Consider the following 24,435-nt stretch of genomic DNA (forward strand, 5'->3'; position numbering starts at 1 on the left):
TTATAAGATAGACTTCTTAATGACTAACGCTAATTCTTCTGGGTTCTCCCACGCCATTGAATGGCCGGCATTAGCGCAAACACCCCCCACCCCAAATACTCCCGCGTGTAGGTTGCGTGACGTACAGGCTCTGTACTCAGTTTGGCGCGGATCTCTTCAGCCAATTCATCGTTAGGGTTTTCTTCAAGCCAGCGCCGCATTGTGAGCCACTTGGCCGCTTCGTAGCGGTCCCAACCATCTTGATTGGCGAGAACCATCTCCACCACGTCATAACCGAGGTGGCCAATCGACGCAAGAAACTCTGGCAGACTGAGAAAATCGGAGATTGAGTTAGCAAAACACTTTTTGGCGATCTCTTCCGTTGGCGGCACCTGTCGCCAGTAAGGTTCACCAATCAGAATGATACCGCGAGGGCGCAAACTTTTTGCCAGAAGTTCGATGGTTCCGGCGACACCGCCACCAATCCATGTGGCACCGACACAAGCTGCCACATCAACTTGCTCGTCAGAGACGTAACCTGCGGCATCGTTGTGGAAAAACTTAACTTGATGGGCAACGCTAAGTGCTTCAGCTCGCTGCTGCGCCTGTGTCGTAAACAACGGGCTCATGTCGATGCCGGTACCAACAATACCGTAGTCACGAGCCCAGGTACAAAGCATCTCCCCCGAGCCACTGCCGAGATCCAGAATGCGGTCTTTCGGTGAGAGCCGTAACGCAGCACCGAGAGTCGCGAACTTGTCAGGCGTGAATGGATTGTGGATGCGGTGTGCGCTTTCTGTAATATTGAAAATCCGTGGAATGTCCAATGCTTGAATTCCTTAAAGATTGCGAATCACTTGAGCAAAAGGGCCAACTGTGCCCCTTTTCGCTCGCCATCATCTGTATGATGCTGGCAGACCCTACCGTATCTCAATTGATATTAATTCGTTTCATCTCACAGAACGGTATGAACAAGGTAGCATTGACAGATAAAGGTGACGAACACACCCTGCAACGAGCAATGAACCCCAACAAATTGATGACGTCATGACTTGCAGACAAAGCGCGCTTAAAAAAACTTCACCGGCAGATAAAAATCCAACTCAAACTGTTCATCAGGGTGAAGAAAATGATTTTGCTGGTAGTGAACATAAGCCGGTGTCGAGCGCAGCTTAAACCCTGAAGTCGGTAACCACTGTTCCATAATCAGGCTGATATACGGCAGCAGATCGCCATAGACGCCCTGTAAATGAAAAACCGCATGTAAACCACCGGGGATCATCATTTGATTGACCACTCCCCGAAACGACAGCGGTCGGTCGATTTCAAGGCAGGCAACGTAACGACATTTATCCAATGCGACCCAAGCAGGATTCGAATGATGTAATCCAAACTGAGTGGAAAAATCCCGCCCTTCGCTCTCCGCCCATGCTTTCAGCACTAACCACGCATGGCGAATCGAACGATTGTATCCCGTATGCCGCACATAAGCGGCCATACGATCCGGCACATCGAGAATTTTCGCAGGTTGGAGCAGGCGAGTCGCGACGCGCTGGTATCCGGCCGCTATTTCAGGGTCTTTGAGATAAGGTTTTGCAGCAACATCCATATCATGCTGTCGCCACTGTCCGGGATACATATGAAAAGTCGCCTTAAACGCTCGGCTAAACGAGGATGCCGAACTGAAACCGCAGTTACTGGCGATTTCGGACACAGATGACGTGGGATCAAACATCAGTTGGTTGGCTGCATACTCCATCCGCGTGCGCCGGATGTATTGATGAATTGACTCACCCACCGTTTGCTTAAACACGCGGTGAAAATGCTGCTCAGAATAAGCGGCAACCTCGGCCAGGGTCTTGGCTGACAGTTCTCTACTGATATCTTTATGAATATAAAAAAGAATATCATTGATACGGGAAATATGATGGGGGTTCACGGCAGACAAATAGCATAAATGGACATATTGTTCAGCATAAATGGACATTTGCATTTATGCAATCCCCTGTACTATCTCTCCCTAGAGGCTGTGCTCCAGTAGAAAACAGCCCGACACAACAAACACCAAACAGGAACAGACATGGAAATTGCGCATTCATTACAACAGACCCGTTCATCTTATATTCGGGAAATCCTTAGTGCCGCCACTGATAAAAATGTCATCTCGCTGGCCGGTGGTCTGCCAGACGAGCAGACCTTTCCGATTGACCTGATGCAACCGATGCTGGGGCAACTGGCGCATATGCCGGAAGTCTTTCAATATGGTGCAACCGCTGGTTATGCACCGTTGCTCGACTACCTGCACGATCTGTATCAATTACCCGATACGCACGCTGCCATGATCTGTACCGGGTCACAACAAGGCTTGGATCTGATTGCCAGAGCTTACTTTAACCCTCAAGACACCATTGCGATGGAAGCCCCGAGTTATTTGGGTGCTATGCAGGTTTTCAATTTGGTTCAGGCCAATATTGTCACCGTGCCTCAAACCGAAGACGGCCCGGATGTCGCGTTACTTGAACAGTGCTTTCAGCAACAAAAGCCAAAAGCCTTTTATGCCGTGCCTGATTTCCACAACCCGACCGGCGTCTGCTGGACACTGGCCGTCCGCCAGCAAGTTGCGGCACTTTGCTGCCAATACAACGTTGTTTTGATTGAAGATGCGCCTTATCGAGAGCTACGTTTCAGCGGTGAAGCGCTGCCGCTGGTGTCTGATTTCTGCCCGAATCATTCAATCGTGTTACGTTCATTCTCAAAAATTGCCTCCCCGGGGCTGAGAATTGGCGTAGTCACAGGAAAGCACACCGATCTCGAACCATTAATTAAAGTCAAACAGGGTGCGGATCTACATTCCAGTGTACCAATGCAAGCGCTGCTGCTCGGACTGCTGCAACACCCCGATTTTGATCAACATCTCCAACGGATTCGTCACTTGTATCAGTCACGTTATGACTGTCTGTATACAGCGCTACGTCAACAACTGCCGGAACGTTGTCATATCAAGCCTATCGCTGGCGGCATGTTCATCTGGCTTTCGTTACCGGATTGCGACACCTTTGCGCTGGCAAAAGCAATGTTAGAGAAAGGTGTCGCGGTCGTCCCAAGCCCGGTATTTTATCCCAATGCGGCACCATCGCCGGCAGCATTGCGCTTGAATTTTACCAATGCCAGCCCGGAAGAACTGACCGAAGCCGTCAAACGTTTGGTTGATGGGCTAAAAGCTTATCTGGACTAAACGCTCTCGCACCAATCACGATTCATTGGCACTCCCGCGGCTCTCTGAAATGACGTGGAATAACGGGGGTCGGTGGGATAAAGAACAAACACTCCGTCGAATGAGGAAGTCAGCGTGATTCAATAAAGTGCTGCACACGTCCAAAAAAACCATCCTTTTACAGTCATGACAATCGGGTCATGACTGTACTCCCGCTCTCAACCGAGCGTCATCCGCCAAGTCTTATGCCATCAACAATGCTGCATCAATCGGAAAATATTGACTGGCCGCTTGCATCAGCGTCACAGAGGTCAGCTCCGGGACACCATATACTTCAACCCATTTCTCTTTGTCACCGGATAACTTTTTCACCAACACATCAAAGTCACCATCTCCGGAAACCAACACGACAATATCAACATCCGCTGCATACTCCATTGCATCGATGGTAATCCCGACATCCCAGTCCCCTTTCGCGGAACCATCCGCCCGTTGAATAAAAGGTTTCAGTTTGACCTCAAAACCGATCGCTCTCAGGATATTCTGAAATTCCTGTTGCTTCGGATCTCCCCGGTCAATCGCATAAGCAATCGCCTTGACCACTTGTCTGTTTTCAGTCGATTTCGCCCACAATTTGTTGTAATTCAGGTGACGTTGATAGGCTTGTCGAGTGGTGTAATACACATTTTGTACATCAACAAGTAACAGAACTTTTTTCATCTGGCTGGCCTTTGATTGCTGGTCGTGTTTCTGAAGCCGCAGTGTAATATGAAATGCAGCGCTGACCCAGAGAAAATCGTGGCACGCCATTCATATCGCGACCATGCACAACCATTCGATAAACGATCATCCTGCTGAATGATGCTGTGAATCGGCTTATTTAAATACTAAACTAATTGCATAAATAGTAGGCTTGCCCTATCTTCTCTTTTATTTAAAAAAGGACTCCGTAATAGTTTATAGCAATTAAAATACTCAGTGATCATCATTCCAAATACATGGAATAATTACTTACAACAAACTCCAAAACATTCTTGATTATTAAATAAATCATCAATATATAGCATGTCATATTATAATATTGAATCATTATAAATTTAGCTATAAATATCATTTTGAAATACAACAAATTTAAATAAAAAAACCAAAAAACATAATAAGAATAATAAAAAAGTAAAACATTAAAAATCAATTACTTAAAAATAAAACACCAATAATTAAAATTTTATTTCAATTTCATATCAAATTTTTAAAAGAGCTGACCATTTACTTATTCCTCACTCTTTATTTCGTGGATAGCCTCACAATAAATAAAACTATTCACATTATTTCATCGTGATTTCTTGACGTTAATACGAGTGCCATCTAGATCCAAATAGTATGAATATTTGTTAGTCATACATTCTTAATAAATAACATTTCAATCAATAGCAATAAAAAGCAATTCTTAATCAGGAGGATTGAGAAAATATGTATAAAACTAACCGTAGGAGGCTAGAAATGAGGAAAAGGCAGAAACAACTCCGGTTGTTACCGCTGGTCTTTGCACTGGGGGCGGCATTGTCGTCAGTTGGTGCACAAGCTGCATCCTGTTCGTATTCATTAACCAATGAATGGGACGGCGGATTTCAAGGTGTTGTCACCATCACGAATGACGAAAGTGCCGATATTAATGGCTGGCAAATCGGGATGAAATACCCAGCTGGCGTGGTGGTCACACAATCTTGGAGTGGCGAACTTTCAGGGAATAACCCCTATTACATTGTGAACAAAGAGTGGAACGGAACGATTAAACAAGGCCAAAGCTTGGCTGTTAACTTTATGGGAAGCCGCAACGCGACCAGTGCCGCGAATGTCGAATTAATGGGTTCAACCTGTACTGGCGGCGACACCCCACCACCCAATAACTTACCTGACGCAGTTGCTGATGCGACACCGGTCTCCGGTATTGCGCCACTCGAAGTCAGCTTCAGTGCCAGTGGCTCAAGCGACGCTGACGGGGATGCGTTAACCTACGTCTGGGATTTCGGTGATGGTGAAACCGGTACAGGCAAAGATGTACTACATACCTACACTGAACCCGGTGAGTACACCGCGAAACTAACCGTCAGTGATGGCACAGGCGTCGATACTGCCAATGTAGTGATCAATGTCACGACCGAATCCGGCAATACCCCCCCTGTGGCAGCGATGACTGTGACACCGGCATCCGGGCAAGCACCGTTACTGGTTAACTTTGATGCATCTGCGTCAAGCGATGCAGATAACGATGTTCTCACCTATATCTGGGACTTCGGTGATGGCGCAACCGGTTCAGGCGTGACTACGTCACACACATATGCCGATCCCGGTAAATATACGGTCTCGCTCATTGTCAGCGACGGCATGGATACCAGCAAAATTGTCAAAACCGTCAATGTCACCGATGATGATGTCCCGCCAACCGTTGAACGTGTGGACAACCCATTCCGTGATGCAACTTGGTATGTCAACCCTGAGTGGTCTGCGTTAGCCGCATCAGAACCGGGCGGTAGCGCAATCGCTGACCAAAACACAGGGGTCTGGCTCGATCGCATTGGTGCGATTGAAGGGACAGACAGCAAAATGGGTCTGCGGGCACACTTAGATGAAGCTCTCGAGCAAGGCGCAAATCTGTTCACTGTGGTGGTATATGACTTACCAAACCGTGACTGTAAAGCTCTGGCATCGAATGGTGAGTTGCTCATTTCCAGAGGCGACATCGTTCGCTATAAAAATGAGTTTATCGACCCAATTGCAGAAATCTTTGCCGATCCGAAATATCAGAGCATCCGTATTGCTGCGGTTATCGAGATTGACTCTTTGCCAAACCTCGTCACCAATCTGGACATTCCAAAATGTGCAGAAGCAAATGGCCCTGGCGGCTATCGTGAAGGGATCACCTACGCACTGAATAAGTTCGCACCAATCAAAAACGTGTATTCATACATTGATGCGGCTCACTCAGGTTGGCTAGGCTGGGATAGTAACTTTGATCCGGCGATTACCCTGATTTCCAACGTGATCAAAGGCACCGATGCAAGCTGGGATAGTGTTGCTGGTTTCGTGACCAACACCGCCAACTACAGTCCGTTGGTTGAAACCTACCTTCCAAATCCAGACAAGAATGTCGGTGGCGGCCCGATTCGAAGTGCCGATTTCTATGAATGGAACCCGAACTTTGATGAGAAAGACTATGCGATTGAATTCCGTAAACGGATGATAACCAAAGGGGCACCAACCACCATCGGGATGTTGATTGATACGGGTCGCAACGGCTGGGGTGGTCCTGAACGACCAACACATGTCAGTTCTTCATCGGATAAGAACACCTATGTTGATGAATCACGGATCGATCGTCGTTATCACCGTGGTAACTGGTGTAACCAACCGAGTGGTATTGGCTACAAACCATGGGCTGACCCTTATGCCGGCGTTGATGCTTTTGTTTGGGTGAAACCACCGGGTGAATCCGATGGTATCTCTGAACCAGACTTCCAGCCTGATCCAGATGACCCAGCGAAGCAATACGATGCAATGTGTGACCCAGATAAAATGAGCACTTCTGCACCACTCCCCACTGGGGCAATGGATAATGCACCACACGCAGGTCGCTGGTACTCCGCAGGGTTCCAATATCTGTTGGAGAATGCATATCCACCGGTTGATCAGCCAGCAGGTCCCCCAGCTGAGTAAGGTCAATCCGATATCCCCCATCTGAACACCGACGCAGTTTCGGTCAGTCAGATAAACCTAACCGCCGGATCCTGTCGCTGGATCCGGCTTTCTCGGTGTAATGCTATTCGGCTGGAACCGTATCGGTAACAAGCTACATTTCTTTGCAACCTCGATGGTTGCCCTCGGTATCCTGATGCCGTTTGTCAACAATGAAAGACACAAAGATGTGATGGTCAATTCAGTCGCCCCAGTCTGGGACGGTAACGAAACTTGGATTGTACTTGGCGGTGCTGCGCTGTTCGGGGCATTTCCTCTCGCATATTCGGTGATTATTGAAGCGTTAACGATTCCATTAACACTGATGCTCATTGCTTTAATTTTCCGCGGTGTCGCATTTGAATTTCGATTTAAAGCGGTGGCAAACCATCTGCAATTTTGGGATCGTTCATTCATGGTCGGTTCAATCGGTACGACGTTCTTCCAAGGGATCGTGGTCGGGGCGGTGATTCAGGGCTTTGATGTTGAAAACCGTGTTTTCGTCGGCGGACAGCTGGATTGGATCACACCATTCCCGATTTTCTGCGGTTTCGCACTGATCGCAACCTATGCCCTACTCGGCAGTACATGGCTCATCATGAAAACTGAAGGTGAGTTACAACGCTCGATGTTCGCTTTCACCCATAAAGCCCTGCTTGCAGTCGTCGTAGCGTTGGTGATGGTTAGTGTATGGACCCCCCTTGAATTTCCGGCAATTGCGACGCGTTGGTTCTCAACACCCAATTTGTTCTATTTGCTGCCAATTCCGGTCATCACCGGTCTGGTCTGTTTGAAAATGGCCGATGCCGTTAAAAAACACCAAGAACGGAGTCCGTTCGTGATGGCGCTGATCATCATCATTCTTGGCTTTGCCGGGCTTGGTATCAGTATCTGGCCAAATATCATTCCACCGAATATTTCTATCTGGGAAGCCGCGGCACCAGCCAGTAGCCAGCGCTTCATGTTGTACGGCGCTGTCTTGATTTTACCGATGATCCTCGCTTACACATTCTGGAGCTACTCAGTCTTCACCGGCAAAGTGAAAGAAGGTGAAGCGTACCACTAACCGAATACGACTCAGCAATCATGGGGGCTGAATATGAAGATTAAACGTGGCATTGAACAATGGGCTTGGATGATTGGCATCTGGGCACTGAGTGTGGTGGCATTAGGGGCCGTATCGATGGGCTTTCGTCTGTTAATGACTGCCGCAGGATTCAAGTCTTAAACTCTTTTGTGTCGTGCTTAAACTCAATATCCCCGTCATCCACTGAATGACGGGGATATCTATATTCGCCATGAGTCATTGTCAAAACTGAAACGACTCACTGATGATGATCAGTCAGATACGTATGATTCATTTGCTTCGATTTAAAGTTTTCAGTGAAAACCTGACCATACTAATACGCAAACACATTCATATTTGAGACTTTTGTTTATGAAGTCTGTGGGATGAACGCTGGTATGCTCACTGTTCAGACACTGATGATTCGGAGATGGATTGCTCAGGAGCCGCCTGACCCGCAACGAATTGCTCAGCAAACTGGCGGCTCAGATCCATGGTGCCACCGAATAATACACTGATAGATGAGATTGAAGACATCATGCCGGAAAGCCCCTTCACTCTGCTGACCGCCAGTACAGCACATGCACTGATGCCAAGTGTGGTCCACGGGTTTTCCCGCACAAATCGGGTTGCGGTGAACTGAAGGGTTTGCTTATCCAACTGGCATTGCGCCAGCGCTGCTTTACCCTCGGTCCTTTTGATTTGCATCGCCCGATTGAGTTTTGTTAGATAAGACATCCCATCCCTCCTGCAATTGAACCGTCGTATTTTTAAAACCAAGAAAGCGCGTCAGTCGTAGCTGCCACCAGGCTACCCCCACCAATGCCAGTCCCAACGACACAATAAACACACCGGCACCGAACAATACATTCGCTGTCAGGGAATAAGTTACGACACCGGCTGTCAGGCAAAAGCTAAAGATAAATAGCACGGATAGCAAAGTGAAAATGATGCTACACAGGACGATTTGACGCGCTGCCTCGACATTGACTTTCACCTCAAGCAGAAACAAATCCAGCGTCGCGTCTGACCACGTTTTCACGGATGTCGACAGTGTTCCAAGCTGCGATAGAATCGCCCGCAGCCTATGCATGGCTTGTTCAACTTGCTGTGTTTCAGCCCCGTCCGGGGCCCGGCTTGCTGTCGCCGGGCCTTGATGCTGATTGGTGGTATGCTCGGAATCATTCATAGAACGCTTCCTTCCTGATTAAAGCGACATGTGAGAAGAGCGCTTATTTGATAAGCTTAGACACAGCCCAACCGGCAAGGAATGCACAACCGATACTGAGCAACGGGCGCTCTTTAATCACATTTTCTGCGGACTTGGTCGCTTGCTGGATGTTCTCTGCACCGGCTTCCAGTTTTTCTTTGGCGCTCTTTTTGATTGCATCTGCCGCTTCTTCAAGCTGCTCTTGTGTTTTTGCTGCGCTTTCTTTTGCTGTTGTAGTCGTCGCCATAACGAGCCTCCGTTAGTTTAGATTGCGTTGATGAGTAACTTGGTCAGAATCAAATGATTCCGTTTACTCTATTCACTACATTGCGATTACCATGCCAAGTTATTAAGTGACTGATTTTATTATAATAATATAAAACAACCGTCATCAACTTCAAAATAACGGGTAATTATTTCCTGTTTGTTCACTCCTCTTTGTAATTTTTTCTTATTCCTGCCAAGCAATGCGCTCAATGACTCATCACAATGTTCGTAACACCTTATATTCATTGGTATAAATGAAACAAAGGCCCTCTGGCATATAAAATGCTTAATTCATATCAGTCATATTTGATGAGGATTAAACGATTATCAAAATCACAAATGTGATCAACAAATGGACGTGTATCAGAATACAAAAGTATGAATATTAAATAATCAAAAGAGGCTAGTATGACGTTTAGTAATACGCTAGTGAAAGAGTTTACGCGGGTGAGAGCGTTGCTGAAAAAGATAGCCAACCACCGACAAACGTGTTTACCGCTTGTCGATCCTCATTCACATCAGAATATTGATCGTTCCGCCTCTCGGTTTGTGAAAATAGAGAAAGTGATGATCAGCAAGATAGCCGATCTATTATTTGATCAAAGCGGGGATGATTTCATCGCAGAACAGACCAATAAAACCAATGTGACAGCACTCAGCAATTATCAAGAGATGCATTTTATGAATGCACAACTCCTGAGAGAGTTAAAACAGCAACTCAACGATCTGGATGATACCCGTCTGGCGACGTTGATTTCTTACTGGATCGCTGCATTGCAAGTCGAAAACGATGAACTTGAAAAATGTCTGCCTCAAGGTGAGTAGCGCCCTCTACTCACCCCTTGTCAGGTTGACCAACTCTATCAGTTCAATCAGGTACAAAAACACTTCATTTAGGTACAAAAACACTAAGCGACTGAGGGTGAATCTCAATCTCTAAGCAACTATCGGAATACAACTCACCATCAATCACATAATCGATCGGCTTCGGCGACTTAATGGTCACCTGGGTCGCTTTGGCAGACTGAAATAGATTCGACTGCTCCTGCCCACCAATACCGGTTAAAGTCAGATCCGACAGCGCGACCAGACGCCCGCCAAGAGACTCCGTGTTATCAAGATAAGTAATATGCAGTTGCCCGTCATCAGGCTGCGGCTGCCCTCCTCCTTGCGCCAGTACGGTACTGAACGGCGCTGTATTGGCAACAACAAAACTGTGTACTTCAATGGCCTGCCCGTCAAATGGCTGTTCATGCGGTGCTTGCCCTCCCCCTTCCATCTCAACATGCAGGGTTTGCGTCTCTTCTGAGATCAGGGCATTAAAGAAGCCGGTTAAATACGCTATCTGCCCGAAGGTATTTTTTTCTTCCCGCTGGGCATGTTCGACCATCTTCTGTTCCAGACCAATACCGAGCACCATCAGGATTAATCGCTGGTTACATGCAGCGGTATCGATGCGTTGGCTATTTCCCGAGAGAATCGCTTCACACGCTTTTTCAACCGGAGATAACTTCGAACCAATGCCATACAACACATGACACAGCGAATTCGCGGTCCCCAACGGAATAATCCCCAGTTTGATCTCTGTATCAACAAGCTGGCTTGCAACTTCTGTCACCGTCCCGTCACCACCGGAAACCATCACCTGACTCACATCATTCTCTTTCGCTTGCTCGGTGAGCATTTCAGCACTGGTTGTTTCGTCTGTTTGATGGATACTGAGGCAATACTTCTTCGTCAGTTCGCGAATGACTTGCTGTTCATATTGCTGCCATTTTCCGCCTCCTGCGACAGGATTGACCACCAGCCAGGCCGTATCTCCGAGAGCCAGCACGCCTTTTTCACTGATAGCTTGCAGCACTTTCATCTGTAAATGATTGAGCCTTGCTGTCTGACGGACACTGCTAATTTTTTGCATCACCGATTCTACGGACAGTGATGGGTCTTTACTGAGCAGATAAGCGGCCACCACAAATACGGAACGACCACGCCCCAGCGCGCAGTGAACGACCACCGAACGTCCGCATGTCACTTGTGTATCGATCCAATTTATCGCGTGACGTAAACGCGCTAAGGTTGGCGTTTTATGATCCAGAACGGGAATAGAAAGGTAGTTGAACTGCTTGTCAGTCGTGGCACTTTCTAATCCGGCAAACTCTGCCGTAACATCGACGATGCAGGAGATATCATGAGATTCGAGAAATTCTAAATCACTGGGGAATAAACGACGGGAAAGATAGAGTTGGTCACGGACTTGCTGAATAGGCGGCACTGAGTCATGCCGCCTTTCCCAGGCATTGTAGGCTCGGGCCCCCAGTAAGAAAGGAATGAATGCCCATCGTATCCACCAAACAATTTTGCCGTCCTGACTCTTTCTGAACAAGGATGGAAAATCGAACAGATAAGCGACGCTGACTAAGGCCAATGAGAGTGAAACCCAAAGCAGTAATATGCTGACCATCATTGGCGGGGTGTAGATAGCAGCAAGCAGCGATACAACTGCGCCAAGCAGATAATATTTAACGATGAACATGTTACCTCCTGAAAACCGAACCTATGCCATAAATCTTAGCGGGTCATCTCTTTGAGATAGTCATTCGCTAACTGCTGTTTTTGTTGGTCTGACATCACTTTACCGGCCATAGGGAAAAAGCGTTGTTCTTCCTCTTCCAGATGGTGCAACACTTTGTGACGCAGCGTCTTCATTTTGGCCAGCCAAGCCGGTGAGCCGTTATCGGTTTCATCGAGCTGCGCAAGCAGTTTGTCAATGGTATGGTGTTCCGCAATCCCGTGACGTGACAGTTCAATCGTCTGATCACTTTCAATCAGTGGTGCGTAAAAATAGCGCTCTTCCGCGGCAGAATGCTGCTCAAGCTCTTGTTTCAGATTGTCATAAAATTCTCGGCGAATTGGAGAATCTCCGGAAGTTTCGACTAATGAATCGAGTAAAAGGCGCTGTTTTTCATGACTCTCTTTTAGCGCATCAAATATGTTCTTCATCGTTGACTCCTTATTCAATTCAGAATTCTTAGTATAATAAAGGGCGGTAATAACGCCGCCCTTTGATATTGCTATACATTGATATTTTGCTATAGAACAGAGAGGTGAACGTTTAACAATCTTTGTCTTGCGCGTCCAAATTCTCTTTGATGTTTTCACAACTGTCTTCAATCGCATTTTGCGTGTCTTGCGCGGTTTCATCCAACTTTTTACCGGCTTTCTCCATAGGACCTTCATCACTACATGCTGCTAACGCAAATACCAAACCAAATACAGCTGCAATACGATAAATTGATGACGTAACTCGCATATAAACTCCTACCTATCTATTTATTTATGTTTCTCTTTCCAAATATCGCCAATACAATTGAAACAATGAGTGACAATAAGAACAGATAAAATATCACTTGCGCGACGGCAGCGGCTGCACCAGCAATACCACCAAATCCAAGTACACCAGCCACGAGAGCTAAGACAAGGAAAATAAATATCCAACGAAGCATTATCGTGTCTCCTTCATGTTGAGGGCCCTGTTATGTTGAGAGCCCTTCATATTTAAGGAAAGCGGCGTGATAACTCGTCTACGTATATACAGCGAACTGTATTCATGCTTTCCCGTCTCACGCCAGTGAAATTACAACTGTTCGCGATTACTGAACCACTTCAAGCTTATCGACAACTTTATTGACATCATCGGTGTTATTGGCAATCGATAAAGCAAGATCATGTTCAGCATCTGAGCCAACTTTACCGGTTAACGTAACGGTTTGATGGTCTGTGGTCACCTTAATGTCTGTGCCGCTGACATTGGTATTCATGAGTAAGCGGGTTTTTACCACGGTGGTAATTTTAGAATCCGTTAATACAACGGATGCATCAGAATCGTTATTCTGCGTCTTTGGATTCACAACCGTCAGCTCATTATTGACTTTCTTCACCCCATCAAGACCTGAGACCAACTCACCTGCTAACGACTTTTCTAAATCGTTGTTCACTGAACCTGTCAGCGTCACCACCTGATCTTCAACATCAGTATTGATATCAAACGAGTTCAAATTGGTATTGAGCAGTAATGTTGTTTCGGCTTTACCATCTAACCAAGCGTCCATGGATTCTTTTTCCCATTTATCACTGGCTAATACTGTGGCAGATGACGTTGCAAGAACTGTAGTCAGTACAATTTTAGCTGCGATGTTTTTCATGGTCATTCTCCTCTATTGACGTTGCAAATCTAATAAAGCAATGTACATGCCAACTTTTTAACTAACTGTTTTTATTAAATTAAACACAAATTTACCGTTTTCCCGGTGATGAATGCATTACCTATCCGTGAATTATTTACAGAGCAGAAATGTAATTTTTAATCATGACATTCACGTTCAATATCGCGATCCAATTTCAGCGACTGGAAACGATCTGCAATGTGTGCATTAAAAACGAGTGAGCCAGCAACTTATGACAAAGAACAGACTGGGCGGGTCATAAAATAAGCTAAACTAATATCAACTATACAATAAATAGACTTTGACAATATTCTAGCTTGTACTGTTGAGGCAATACACGTACATTCTTTCTGTCATAGTGAAGAGGACATTTCTATGTCAGGACCAAGCCTGTTTCTCAGCATACAAGATCCAAAACTCAAAGCAGCCATCACGGCTTGTCAGGAATTACATCAATTTCGTTTGTATGATGCGGAAGCAGAAGACGATTGGATTGAACCCTTTATCGATATTCGACCCGATGTTGCTATCGTAGAAGTCATTGATTTCACTCATGCTGACTATCAACAGCTGTCTGATATCGACGCTATCTATGACATGGACCTCATTATCATCAGCTCAGGCGCTCCCAACGAGAACCTTGATAAACTGATGAGTCTCGGTGCAATTTTTCATTACAGAAAGCCGGTCGATTTTACAACCTTGTCCCACACACTGACAGAAGTCAGTCAGTATTATCAACACAAGCAAGAACAAGGTCGTAAAGTCGCCACCAGCGATTTGGATCAGTTTGGGCTGTTAGTCGGCTCTTCCTCACCAATGCACCAGCTTTATCGAATGATTCGCCGTGTCGCACGAACCGAAGCCAATGTCTTGATCGTTGGTGAGAGTGGCTCTGGTAAAGAGCTTGTGGCGCAAACGATTCATTTAGCCAGCAACCGCCAGCAACAACCCTTTATTGCCATCAACTGTGGCGCAATCAGCCCGGAATTAGTTGATAGCGAGCTATTCGGTCATGAAAAAGGCGCGTTCACCGGTGCCAATAAAACCCACCAAGGGGTATTTAAACAAGCCGAAGGTGGCACGCTGTTTCTCGATGAGATCACCGAAATGCCGATCGAGCACCAGGTCAAACTGCTGCGCGTGCTGGAAACGGGCGAATACCGCCCCGTTGGCAGTCACACGGCTCATATCGCCAACACTCGTATTGTTGCGGCCACGAACCGCGATCCCAAAGTCGCCATCGAAGAGCAATTTCTACGGGAAGATCTCTTTTTCAGACTATCGCATTTCCCATTAACGGTTCCGCCCTTGCGTGAGCGCGGTGACGACATCGTCGGGTTAGCCAAACACTTTATTGCCCATCGCAACGCCAACGAATCAAAAGCAAAGACGATTCTCGATTCTGCAATCCAGAAAATCGTCACGCACGATTGGCCCGGTAATGTCAGAGAGCTGAAACACACCATTGAACGAGCATTCATTCTGGCTGACGATACCATCAAAGATGAACATTTGATTTACGATACGCCACCATTAGAAACCGGCACCAGTTTGGAAGACATTATCCCGACAGGAGTGCCGCTCGAAGAATTAGAAAAACATGCCATTCTGAACACACTGGAAAAGAATCAAGGCAACAAAACAGAATCGGCGCAGGAGCTCGGAATCAGCGTAAAAACACTGTACAACAAACTAGAGAAGTATCAGGACTAGCGGGTTGTTGCTTTCAACACGAAGATAATGAGTGATATTTGGTATGTTGAATGTTTTCTATAATTAAAATAATCACCGTCTAATGTGCCTGCCATTAGCATAATTGAGGTATTCGACGGTGAATTTAAGGAATGGCTTAGTTGGAAAGGATATGAAGTGGTCGAGTAAAATTGGTGATCAAGCCCAATGTTTCACAGAGTATTTTATATCGATTTAATTGCTGTTTAGGCAATTAAATCGATACTGTCAACGCTTAATTTTAGCTAGACGAATTCCCTATATTAAAATGAGTAATTCAATCCGCCGTAAAAAATATCTGAAGCATTTTTGTTGTGCGTGACTTGAGCAATGGTTATAAAGTTGTTAAAGACATTGTACGTCACGCCTAGTTTAAATGCTTCGGCATAGCGGATGTCATCATTTTTCGAGACATCTCCGGTGCCGGCGTTTGTAATTGTTGCTACGTCACTTTTTTGGTTACCGTATGCATAACCAGTTGTGAACGTGAATTTGTCCATACTGTATGATGCTGCTACTTCATAACCATTGCGAGTCGTTGTGTTCTTACTGTCATCTTCAACAGTACTCGTGTATACAGCAGCAACGTAAAGATTGCTAAGCATATAATCAACAGCTACGCCATAATTTGATTTAGTCGCTTGTTCAGTAAAGCTCTGATGAGCATAACCAGCACGAAGGTTTAGAGCATCGCTAAGAGCATAAGCCGCAGCTGCACTATAAGCATTTCTTTGCGTGTTGAAATTTTCAGTATTTAGTCCTCCATAAAATACATCCACAACAGAACCAGTGTCTGAATCACCGCCCTTTTTTGTTTTGAATTGATAAGATGTCTGAACGGAAAGTTTGCCAAATGAGTTTGAGTAAAGAGCTAAGTTAGACGCACGAGTAGGAGTACCATATGTGTTAGCTGAAGCTTCAAGACCGTCATATTGAAAAATATCAGTCGTGCTAGTGACGAGACTGTAAAAAGGCGTGTCTGTTTGGCCAAATGTAAATTTGCCAATACCATCAAAGCTTAGTCCTACAAATTGATAGCGAGCTGAAATGTCGTCGCTGCTGCCAGATGATGTAAGAACATCATATCTTTCTGATTTATCCGTTGGTTTATCAGGATTTGCAACTTGTACAGTTTTAAAGTTATTCGATGCCGCTTTATCAGAAGAAGAGAGCATTTCCCAACTTGTCATAAAAAAGGCCTTAGTGCCGTTTTCGCTTTTAAGTTCTCCTTTAACACCTAAACGAGTGCTAAAATCGGACGAGTTACTGTCTTCAGAATCATTCTGCGCGGTAAATTTTGCACGACCAAAAATATCCAAGCTAGAGTTATCCAGCTTAATAATATTACTGGCGTTTGCTGTTGTGGCCAGAAGTAAAGAGGGAACCAAGGTAAATATCGCTTTCTTCATGAAATGTATTCCTTTATTGTTTATTGAATCCGGTGTATTGTTGCGCTGTAAAGTTCACTAAATAAGTAAAGTTGAATGTTAGTGTGAAATAACTAGTTGCATTTCAGATTGAAATGATTATTGTGTTCATATCTTTTGTTAAATAATGTTCAAGAACATCGATAGTTTTATACTAAATCAATAATATTATCAATATAATATTACAAAAATAATTATATGCCCAAACTTACACAATGTGTTTTCAATAAATATTAAATTTTTTATTTTTCAATAACTTATAGTTAAGTTAAATAGTACCCCTCCCCTAATTAGTTATATCCATAATTAGATTTTTCTGGTTTTTTATGCTTCATAAAATATTTTCATGATGTCAGAGAACTCAGAAAATGATGAGAACGTTCTTCGTTATATCCCTCTATCCATTTACAAGAAAAATCTCAATCAAATGATTAAGCAATTTGGCACAATCTTCCGGGTAAAATTCAAAAACAGGACATGATTTACTTTCTTGTACCAGAATCAGAGAAATACTCACTCATGAAGGTAAAAATGCCGGAAGATTTAATTCACTCAGCAAGTCAACAAAAATTCTGCGGGATGATTTAAAGAGAACATTACCGATTCATATTGTTGGATTAGCATGTGTAACACTCAGCATATTGCTCATATTCCAGGTGAACAAAAAACCAAGACGATTGTGGAGTTATTAGATGCCAAAAATAATAATCTAGACGCGATCGTGCAATGTGGCACAAATATTAGTTTTATCAATATAGCCAATAACTTAGAACCTCATGTTGGCATCCCTTTACTTAGTATTAATGCTGTCGTATTTTGACATGCACTTAGAACCAATGGTATTGCAGATAAACTTATCAGTGCTACCCGTATTTTCCGCGATCATTAACTAGGAGAAACCGGAAATGAAGAACAAATATTTCCTGCTGGCATTAATAGGCTTGATTTGGGGATCTCAGTTTATATTCCAAAAAATCGCCCTCACGGCTTTCCCCCCTCAACTCATCGGTGTCGGCCGGGCTGTGGTCGGTTTCTTAACGCTTTTTATTCTCTGCAAAATACTCAAAGTTAATTCGAGAGGAACGACATCCTGGGTGATCTATATGCTGATCGGATTACTGGAAGCGTCGATACCCTTTACCCTTATTCCATGGGGACAACAGTATGTATCTTCATCGATTGCCTCAGTGCTCATCGGTACGATCCCATTTTTTGTGATCTTGTTTACGCCACTGTTAACGCATGGAAGCAAGATTTCACGTTCAAGTATTCTCAGTGTCGTCGTCGGGTTTCTCGGTCTCGTCTCATTATTTGCGCCGGGAATCCTCGCCGGTGAAGGGTCAATCAACATTCTGGGGCCAATTGCGATTCTGGTCGGTGCCGCTTCTTTCGGTATCGCGCTGTTGCTACTGTCTAAATGCGGTGATGAGCATCCGCTGATTGTGGCAAGAAATGTCTTGGGTTCGGCCAGCCTGCAAATATTACTGATCACGCTAGTTACCGGCGTTAAACTGCCAAGCAGCTTGACCTCAGATGCGATCCTGTCAGTCGCTTATCTGGGCGTCATGTGTGCCGGCATCGTCTACTTCCTATACATGATTTTGATTGCTGAAGCCGGTCCGATATTTACATCACTGACCAATTACCTCGTCCCGACTTTTGGGGTATTCATTGGCTTTGTTTTCGCGCAAGAGAATGTGGGACTCAATACGTGGATAGCCCTGTTATTGATTTTGATAGCCGTTGCATTTAATCAAGGCTCAGGGTCAAACAAAACAGAAAGTAGTCAAGCGCATAGTTAAAAAGCGTCACCTTGGTTGAAGGCGTGTACTGCGCCTTCAGCCCTCACCCCACCACAATACTCACTTGCTCGCGGCTGAGCGGACACCGCGCCAAAAATCCCCCATCACGCAACGTTATCACTTTTTGTATATAAAGCGTTCATTCGTGCTGATTTTTCATCATCACCTGACTCGTATGATGGATATACAGAGTTACTGAGACCGGCCATCAATGACCGCACAATCAGTAATGTGTATTCATATCTCACAGAGAAGGTGTCTCATGTCTACCAAACAATGGACAACCAAGAGAACAGAAAAGCTAGCGCGCATCGCTGCGGTAGCGTCTTTGGCAGATGGGAAAGTGCTACCAACCGATCAAATGGTTGACGCACTGGAACAATTGATTAAGCCGAATGACCGTGTCGTTCTTGAAGGGAATAACCAAAAACAAGCAGACTTCCTTGCTCGCGTTCTTGAGCAGGTCAACCCGGACAAAATTCATCATCTTCATATGATCATGCCAAGTGTGAGCTTGCCATCACATATGAATATTTTCGAAAAAGGCATTGCCAGCAAGCTGGACTTCGCCTTCGCCGGCTCACAAAGTGTGCGCGTGGCACAAATGCTCGAAGACGGCATTTTAGAAATCGGTGCCATTCACACATACATCGAACTGTATGCACGCCTCTACGCTGACCTGATTCCTAACGTGGCATTGGTTGCCGGCTATAAAGCCGACCGCAAAGGTAACCTTTACACCGGAGCTTCGACTGAAGATACCCCCGGATTGGTTGAAGCTCCGGCCTTTAAAGATGGCTTGGTGATCGCGCAAGTGAACGAAATCGTGGACAACACCGAAGATCTCGAACGTGTTGATATTCCGGGTGACTGGGTCGATTTCATTGTGCAAGCGGACCAACCTTTCTACATTGAACCGCTGTTTACCCGTGACCCTCGCCTGATTAAAGACACGCATATTCTTATGGCGATGATGGCGATTAAAGGCATCTACGCCAAACACGGGGTGCAAACTCTGAACCACGGGATCGGTTTTAACACCGCAGCGATTGAACTGCTGCTGCCAACCTACGGTGAACAGCTTGGCCTGAAAGGCAAAATCTGTAAACACTGGACCCTGAACCCGCACCCAACCTTAATCCCGGCCATCGAATCGGGCTGGGTAGAAACCGTGCACTCCTTCGGGGGCGAACTGGGGATGGAAGAGTATGCACGTGCACGTTCTGACGTATTCTTCACCGGCCCTGATGGGTCAATGCGTTCCAACCGGACAATGTGTCAACTGGCCGGTCAATACGCTGCTGATATGTTCATCGGCTCAACCCTGCAAATGGATCCGGAAGGTAACTCTTCAACCGTCACTCACGGTCGTCTGGCCGGTTTCGGTGGCGCACCAAACATGGGGCATGACCCACGCGGTCGTCGCCACGCAACCGACGCATGGCTCAACATGATCACTGACGAAGAAAAACAACGCGACGTCGTCAAAGGGAAAAAACTGGTAGTTCAATCGGTTGAAACCTATCAAGACGGTTCGAAGTCGACCTTCGTTGATCGCTTAGATGCCGTGGACGTCGCACAAAAAGCCGGGATGCCGATCGCACCGATCATGATCTACGGTGACGACGTCACTCACCTGCTGACAGAAGAAGGCATCGCTTACCTCTACATGGCAAAAGATCTTGAAGAGCGTAAAGAGATGATTGCCGCCGTTGCGGGCGTGTCCGAATTTGGTCAACGCGTGACCAAAGCGCGTGTTCAAGCACTGCGCGCTGCCGGTAAAGTCGCCACACCGGAAGATCTCGGCATCAAACGCAGCGATGCAAACCGTTCACTTCTGGCAGCGAAAAGCGTTGCTGATCTGGTGACTTGGTCAAACGGCTTATATCAGCCACCAGCCAAATATCGTAGCTGGTGATGACGATGCAACGTTGTCAGAACGCATGTTTCGCCCCAACCGAGTGTGTCGGCATTGGCGAGCTTGCCAAACAAGCCTTGATTGCAGAGGTCACTCTGACCCCAAAACCGGGGCTGGTCGATAACCGCAATACGGGCTCACACACCGATCTGACCGTCAACTTAATGCTGCGTTCCGCAAGCTGTTTAGCGCCCTTTTTTGCCGAAATGGCACAAGTGGCGCTGGGTCAGCCGGTATCCGTCTGGCTGCGAGAGCAAATTGGTGCCATTGGGCGTCACGCTGAAGTGGCGATGATGGCAACAACCCAAGGGGTCAATACTCATCGCGGCGCTATCTGGGCATTAGGGTTACTGAGTACCGCGGCCATGGTCACGGACTCGCAAGACAAAACGGCAGAGCGGCTATGCGCGCTCGCCGGACAGATCGCCAGCCTGACAGATCGTCATGCGCCGAACACCTTTAGCAAAGGAAAGTTAGCGAGCAATCACTTTCAGGTGAATGGCGCGAAACAACAGGCTCAGCTCGGTTTTCCTGCCGTGACTGACCATGCACTGCCAACGTTGCGTCTTAGTCGTCTGCGTGGCCATTCAGAAACAGAAGCACGCCTGAATGCGTTGCTGGCACTGACAGCTCATCTGACTGACACCTGTGTGTTAAGTCGGGCAGGCTTAGCCGGACAGACACACTTACAAACTCGCAGCCGCGATATTTTGGCGCTTGGCGGCGTCAGTCACCCGCAAGGCTACGCCCTGCTGGAACAACTGGATGCCGACATGATCGCCCTCAATGCTTCACCCGGCGGCGCCGCTGACCTACTGGCTGCCACGCTGTTTGTCGACTGGGTTGAACACTCAGAACTATCCAAATAATCGGGAGGTTCCACTTATGGAACAACTACATTTTTCCTATCAGGGACAACAATCTATCAACAAGATGGTCCGTGTAGGTAACGTCGGTTCTGGCGATTTAGAGATTTTGCTTGAACCGAATGAGCACAACGAAATTACTATCGATTTAATGACTTCAGTCGATAACCGTCAGCCACTTTGGCAGGCTGTCTTTGACCGTCAATTCGACGCGCAGAGCGCAGGGATGACAGTGACCATCAACGATTTTGGTGCCACGCCGGGTGTGATTGGTCTACGGCTGATTCAAGCGCTGGAACAACTCAACAGCGAACCAACCCCGACGACAGCAACACCGCTCGGGAATATTTCCTTTATCGAAATGGGCGCACGTGACCGTGCCAAATTCATCCTCGATAACGGCAGCTTCCGTGAGGTGCTGGGCAACGAATACCACTCATTCTCGCCATGGCTTGTTCCGCAAGGTGTGGTGCCACAAACCGATGATGGTGCTGTGGTTGCCAAAGGCACCATTGACGGAAAACCAAGTGTGGTAATTGGTATTGACGGCACCTTCCAAGGCGGCGCTATCGGTGAAATTTCCGGTGCGAAAATGGCCGCCGCACTTGAGCTGGCCCTTGAAGATGCCAAAGCCGGTCACCCAACGCAGGTGGTGCTGCTGCTCGAAACCGGTGGTGTACGTCTGCAAGAAGCCAACCTTGGCTTGGCAGCGATCGCCGATATTCACGCTGGCATCATCGCGCTACGTCAATACGTGCCGGTCACCTGTGTGGTTGCAGGTACTGTCGGCTGTTTCGGCGGCATGTCTATCGCAGCCGGTCTGTGTAGCAAACTGATTTTGACCCAAGAAGCACGTTTGGGACTTAACGGCCCGCAAGTGATCGAACAAGAAGCGGGGATTGAAGAGTATGACTCTCGTAACCGTCCATTCATTTGGTCGTTTACCGGGGGAGCACCACGGGTTGCCACCGGTTTTGCCGATGTCTTCGTTGCAGACAACGCGGAGCAAATTCGTCGCGAGGTCGCCCAAATCATCAATCAACCGCTGCCAGAAACGGCACGTTGTGAGCAAGTGGAACACTTCCTGTCTGTATTCGCAGCGATGGATAAACAAGAACAAGCCACTCCGGAACTTGTTCGTCACTATTTTGCCAAAGGAGAATCCAATGCGTAATCGTGGTCTGACTTGGCTTCAAGCCTTAACCGCTCACGGCACAGCAGCCGACGGTTTTACCCCATCAGTCAAAGTGGTTGATAGCACGCTCGGTGACCAAAAAGCCCGTTTTATCGCGGTTGTGACCGATGAAAACAACGCCTTTCCTCGCGCTCGTCAAGGCGAAGTCGGTTTGCTTGAAGGCTGGAACCTCGCAAAAGCCATCAGCGAAGTGGTGGCTCAAGAAAAAGAGAGCAACAACAAAACCGCTATCGTGGCCGTGATTGATGTGCCTTCACAAGCGTATGGGCGTCGTGAAGAAGCATATGGCATCCACCAAGCGCTCGCAGCAGCAGCCAATGCTTATGCCACGGCGCGTAACGCCGGGCACCCGGTGATTGGTCTTATCGTCGGTAAAGCGATGTCCGGGGGCTTCCTTGCACACGGCTATCAGGCCAACCGCCTTATCGCGCTCGATGATGAAGGCTGTATGGTACACGCCATGGGCAAAGCGTCAGCCGCGCGTATCACGCTACGCTCTGTCGCTGAACTGGAAAAACTGGCCGCGACCATTCCCCCCATGGCCTACGATATCCAAAACTACAGCACACTGGGTCTGCTCTGGAAAAAAGTAGCCGTAACGGACGCACAAGCACCGACGGCTCAGGATATCGACAGCATCAATACGGTTCTGACTGAGGCACTGGCAGACATCGCTCAAGACAGCCAACGCGATCTGTCCGGACGCCTGAATGACGGTAACCGTCGTGCTTCACTCGATGTTCGTCAGCAGATGGCGAAAGCTTGGTAATATTCCCCCTCGCAGCATAACCCGAAGCATCCCGGAGTGGATAACAGGGTTATGCTGCCCTTAAAGGTAAATGATTATGTTTCATGCTGTTTTGAATGCCATTGCCCCCATTTTTGTTGTGTTAGGTTTGGGTTATTTTTGTGGCTACCGCAAAATCGCGGATAATAAGAATGTGTCTGTCCTGAACGTGTTTGTCATGCGCTTTGCGCTGCCAACCGCTCTCTTTACTGCGACTTGGCATACCCCTGTCGCCGGCTTCATCGCTAAATTGCCTTTGATTGTTATCTTAGTGCTGGCGATGTGGGTCCTGTGGGCATTCACCTACTACATTGCCCGTAACGTCTTCCATAAAGAACCGGCTCAGGCAGCGGTTTACGCGCTGACTATTTCACTGCCCAACTACGCGGCACTCGGTGTGCCAATCTTAAGTGAAACCATCAGCGGTGCTACCGGGAGTGATATTGCACTCAACGTTGCGATTGCAATTGCGTGCGGTTCAATCTTCCTTTCGCCACTGACTTTAATGGTCTTGGAAAAAGAAACCAAAGCAGAATTTAAAGATGCACCGATGAGTGCATTGATTGTGCCTCTGCTGATGAAAGCACTGAAAAACCCGATTGTGTTATGGCCGATTTTGGGGACGATTTTCTCTTGCTTTGGGACAACAATGCCCGACTTGCTGACCCATGCTTTAAAACCTTTGGCCGCTGCCGCAGGTGGTGGTGCGCTGTTCCTCACCGGTCTTATCGTTTCAGCACGTCAGCTCAAAATCAATGGTGCGGTTATCTTTGGCTTCGTCCTCAAGAACTTGATTCAACCGGTGATTGCATACGGGATTGCCATCGCCTTTGGCCTGCCAGCGGCCTTACTTGCAGCGTCGGTGTTCCTCATTGCATTGGCAACAGGTTTCTTCGGGGTGATGTTCGGAAACGGCTTTGGTGTTCAGGACGAAGATTCAGAAGGTACATTGCTGCTGTCAACGATTCTCTTTGCGATCACAATGCCGCTGTTTATGTACTGCTTACTGTAAGAG

The 24,435-nt window shown here is 46.9% G+C and carries 25 protein-coding genes; 13 read left to right on the top strand and 12 right to left on the bottom strand.

The annotated features are described in order from the left end of the window. Positions 1–29 precede the first annotated feature (29 nt). Complete coding sequence (locus BSQ33_RS03100) at positions 30–806, bottom strand: SAM-dependent methyltransferase (protein WP_088133232.1); 777 nt, start codon at positions 804–806, stop codon at positions 30–32. Here BSQ33_RS03100 and BSQ33_RS03105 point away from each other — a divergent pair. Further along, positions 806–1,030, top strand: coding sequence for a hypothetical protein (locus BSQ33_RS03105; RefSeq protein ID WP_021018927.1), 225 nt, complete (start codon positions 806–808; stop codon positions 1,028–1,030). The two genes, BSQ33_RS03100 and BSQ33_RS03105, sit on opposite strands and share 1 nt — an antisense overlap. Before the next feature lie 18 nt (positions 1,031–1,048). Here the strand turns inward: BSQ33_RS03105 and BSQ33_RS03110 are convergent, their stop codons facing one another. Then, positions 1,049–1,918, bottom strand: a complete 870-nt coding sequence (locus BSQ33_RS03110; RefSeq protein WP_088134515.1) for an AraC family transcriptional regulator — start codon at positions 1,916–1,918, stop codon at positions 1,049–1,051. 141 nt (positions 1,919–2,059) lie between these two features. Here BSQ33_RS03110 and BSQ33_RS03115 point away from each other — a divergent pair, with 141 nt between their 5' ends. After that, positions 2,060–3,214 carry a PLP-dependent aminotransferase family protein gene (locus tag BSQ33_RS03115; protein WP_088133233.1) on the top strand — a complete coding sequence of 385 codons (1,155 nt, stop codon included), beginning with the start codon at positions 2,060–2,062 and terminating at the stop codon, positions 3,212–3,214. Positions 3,215–3,436: 222 nt separating this feature from the next. Here BSQ33_RS03115 and BSQ33_RS03120 read toward each other — a convergent pair whose 3' ends face one another. Then, entirely contained in the window at positions 3,437–3,913 is a 477-nt protein-coding gene (locus BSQ33_RS03120; protein WP_072961820.1) for an NYN domain-containing protein, read from the bottom strand. Positions 3,914–4,693: 780 nt separating this feature from the next. On the opposite strand from BSQ33_RS03120, the gene BSQ33_RS03125 reads away from it, so the two are divergent. From BSQ33_RS03125 to BSQ33_RS03135, 3 genes are all read left to right on the top strand, one after another. After that, on the top strand, positions 4,694–6,907 hold the full coding sequence (locus tag BSQ33_RS03125) for a glycoside hydrolase family 6 protein (RefSeq protein WP_198298142.1): 2,214 nt from the start codon (positions 4,694–4,696) through the stop codon (positions 6,905–6,907). Positions 6,908–7,007: 100 nt separating this feature from the next. Further along, complete coding sequence (gene cydB / locus BSQ33_RS03130) at positions 7,008–7,991, top strand: cytochrome d ubiquinol oxidase subunit II (protein ID WP_088133235.1); 984 nt, start codon at positions 7,008–7,010, stop codon at positions 7,989–7,991. Between the two features lie 33 nt (positions 7,992–8,024). Further along, on the top strand, positions 8,025–8,153 hold the full coding sequence (locus tag BSQ33_RS03135) for a DUF2474 domain-containing protein (protein WP_072961778.1): 129 nt from the start codon (positions 8,025–8,027) through the stop codon (positions 8,151–8,153). Between the two features lie 240 nt (positions 8,154–8,393). Here the strand turns inward: BSQ33_RS03135 and BSQ33_RS03140 are convergent, their stop codons facing one another. Genes BSQ33_RS03140 through BSQ33_RS03150 form a run of 3 tightly spaced genes read right to left on the bottom strand, consistent with a single transcriptional unit; the run spans position 8,394 to position 9,448 of the window. Then, positions 8,394–8,729: a DUF883 C-terminal domain-containing protein gene (locus BSQ33_RS03140; RefSeq protein WP_088133236.1), complete on the bottom strand. Its 336-nt coding sequence runs from the start codon at positions 8,727–8,729 to the stop codon at positions 8,394–8,396. Continuing rightward, positions 8,674–9,180, bottom strand: coding sequence for a phage holin family protein (locus BSQ33_RS03145; RefSeq protein ID WP_088133237.1), 507 nt, complete (start codon positions 9,178–9,180; stop codon positions 8,674–8,676). The genes BSQ33_RS03140 and BSQ33_RS03145 overlap by 56 nt, the downstream gene beginning before the upstream one ends. A 43-nt stretch (positions 9,181–9,223) precedes the next feature. Then, positions 9,224–9,448, bottom strand: a complete 225-nt coding sequence (locus tag BSQ33_RS03150; RefSeq protein ID WP_021018916.1) for a hypothetical protein — start codon at positions 9,446–9,448, stop codon at positions 9,224–9,226. A gap of 428 nt (positions 9,449–9,876) precedes the next feature. Between BSQ33_RS03150 and BSQ33_RS03155 the strand changes: the two genes are divergently transcribed. After that, positions 9,877–10,293, top strand: a complete 417-nt coding sequence (locus tag BSQ33_RS03155) for a hypothetical protein (RefSeq protein ID WP_021018915.1) — start codon at positions 9,877–9,879, stop codon at positions 10,291–10,293. Positions 10,294–10,357: 64 nt separating this feature from the next. Here the strand turns inward: BSQ33_RS03155 and BSQ33_RS03160 are convergent, their stop codons facing one another. The 5 genes from BSQ33_RS03160 to BSQ33_RS03180 all read right to left on the bottom strand — a co-directional run bounded on the left by BSQ33_RS03160 (position 10,358) and on the right by BSQ33_RS03180 (position 13,670). After that, the gene (locus BSQ33_RS03160; protein ID WP_088133238.1) at positions 10,358–12,001 is read right to left on the bottom strand and encodes a diacylglycerol kinase family protein; all 1,644 of its coding nucleotides are present in this window, start codon (positions 11,999–12,001) and stop codon (positions 10,358–10,360) included. A gap of 35 nt (positions 12,002–12,036) precedes the next feature. Further along, on the bottom strand, positions 12,037–12,468 hold the full coding sequence (locus BSQ33_RS03165; RefSeq protein ID WP_021018913.1) for a hemerythrin domain-containing protein: 432 nt from the start codon (positions 12,466–12,468) through the stop codon (positions 12,037–12,039). Between the two features lie 112 nt (positions 12,469–12,580). Then, complete coding sequence (locus tag BSQ33_RS03170) at positions 12,581–12,778, bottom strand: hypothetical protein (RefSeq protein WP_088133239.1); 198 nt, start codon at positions 12,776–12,778, stop codon at positions 12,581–12,583. A 16-nt stretch (positions 12,779–12,794) separates the two neighbouring features. Continuing rightward, positions 12,795–12,971, bottom strand: coding sequence for a DUF1328 family protein (locus tag BSQ33_RS03175; protein ID WP_021018911.1), 177 nt, complete (start codon positions 12,969–12,971; stop codon positions 12,795–12,797). A gap of 147 nt (positions 12,972–13,118) precedes the next feature. Then, positions 13,119–13,670 (bottom strand): BON domain-containing protein, encoded by a 552-nt coding sequence (locus BSQ33_RS03180; RefSeq protein ID WP_021018910.1) that lies wholly within the window; start codon positions 13,668–13,670, stop codon positions 13,119–13,121. Positions 13,671–14,066: 396 nt separating this feature from the next. Between BSQ33_RS03180 and BSQ33_RS03185 the strand changes: the two genes are divergently transcribed. Then, positions 14,067–15,407 carry a sigma-54 interaction domain-containing protein gene (locus tag BSQ33_RS03185; protein ID WP_088133240.1) on the top strand — a complete coding sequence of 447 codons (1,341 nt, stop codon included), beginning with the start codon at positions 14,067–14,069 and terminating at the stop codon, positions 15,405–15,407. Positions 15,408–15,688: 281 nt separating this feature from the next. Here the strand turns inward: BSQ33_RS03185 and BSQ33_RS03190 are convergent, their stop codons facing one another. After that, positions 15,689–16,834: a porin gene (locus BSQ33_RS03190; protein WP_021018908.1), complete on the bottom strand. Its 1,146-nt coding sequence runs from the start codon at positions 16,832–16,834 to the stop codon at positions 15,689–15,691. Between the two features lie 923 nt (positions 16,835–17,757). Here BSQ33_RS03190 and BSQ33_RS03200 point away from each other — a divergent pair. The 6 genes from BSQ33_RS03200 (at position 17,758) to BSQ33_RS03225 (ending at position 24,432) form a co-directional block, all read left to right on the top strand. Continuing rightward, positions 17,758–18,654: a DMT family transporter gene (locus BSQ33_RS03200; protein WP_088133242.1), complete on the top strand. Its 897-nt coding sequence runs from the start codon at positions 17,758–17,760 to the stop codon at positions 18,652–18,654. 262 nt (positions 18,655–18,916) lie between these two features. Beyond that, positions 18,917–20,572, top strand: coding sequence for a malonate decarboxylase subunit alpha (gene mdcA / locus BSQ33_RS03205; RefSeq protein WP_088133243.1), 1,656 nt, complete (start codon positions 18,917–18,919; stop codon positions 20,570–20,572). 5 nt (positions 20,573–20,577) lie between these two features. Next, positions 20,578–21,441: a triphosphoribosyl-dephospho-CoA synthase gene (locus tag BSQ33_RS03210; RefSeq protein ID WP_088134516.1), complete on the top strand. Its 864-nt coding sequence runs from the start codon at positions 20,578–20,580 to the stop codon at positions 21,439–21,441. Positions 21,442–21,457: 16 nt separating this feature from the next. After that, entirely contained in the window at positions 21,458–22,612 is a 1,155-nt protein-coding gene (locus tag BSQ33_RS03215; RefSeq protein WP_072961796.1) for a biotin-independent malonate decarboxylase subunit beta, read from the top strand. Further along, positions 22,605–23,402 (top strand): biotin-independent malonate decarboxylase subunit gamma, encoded by a 798-nt coding sequence (gene mdcE / locus BSQ33_RS03220; RefSeq protein ID WP_088133244.1) that lies wholly within the window; start codon positions 22,605–22,607, stop codon positions 23,400–23,402. The genes BSQ33_RS03215 and mdcE overlap by 8 nt, the downstream gene beginning before the upstream one ends. 76 nt (positions 23,403–23,478) lie before the next feature. Next, positions 23,479–24,432, top strand: coding sequence for an AEC family transporter (locus BSQ33_RS03225; protein ID WP_088133245.1), 954 nt, complete (start codon positions 23,479–23,481; stop codon positions 24,430–24,432). Positions 24,433–24,435 lie beyond the last annotated feature (3 nt).

The sequence above is a fragment of the Vibrio gazogenes genome, from assembly GCF_002196515.1.
Lineage (GTDB): Bacteria > Pseudomonadota > Gammaproteobacteria > Enterobacterales > Vibrionaceae > Vibrio > Vibrio gazogenes_A.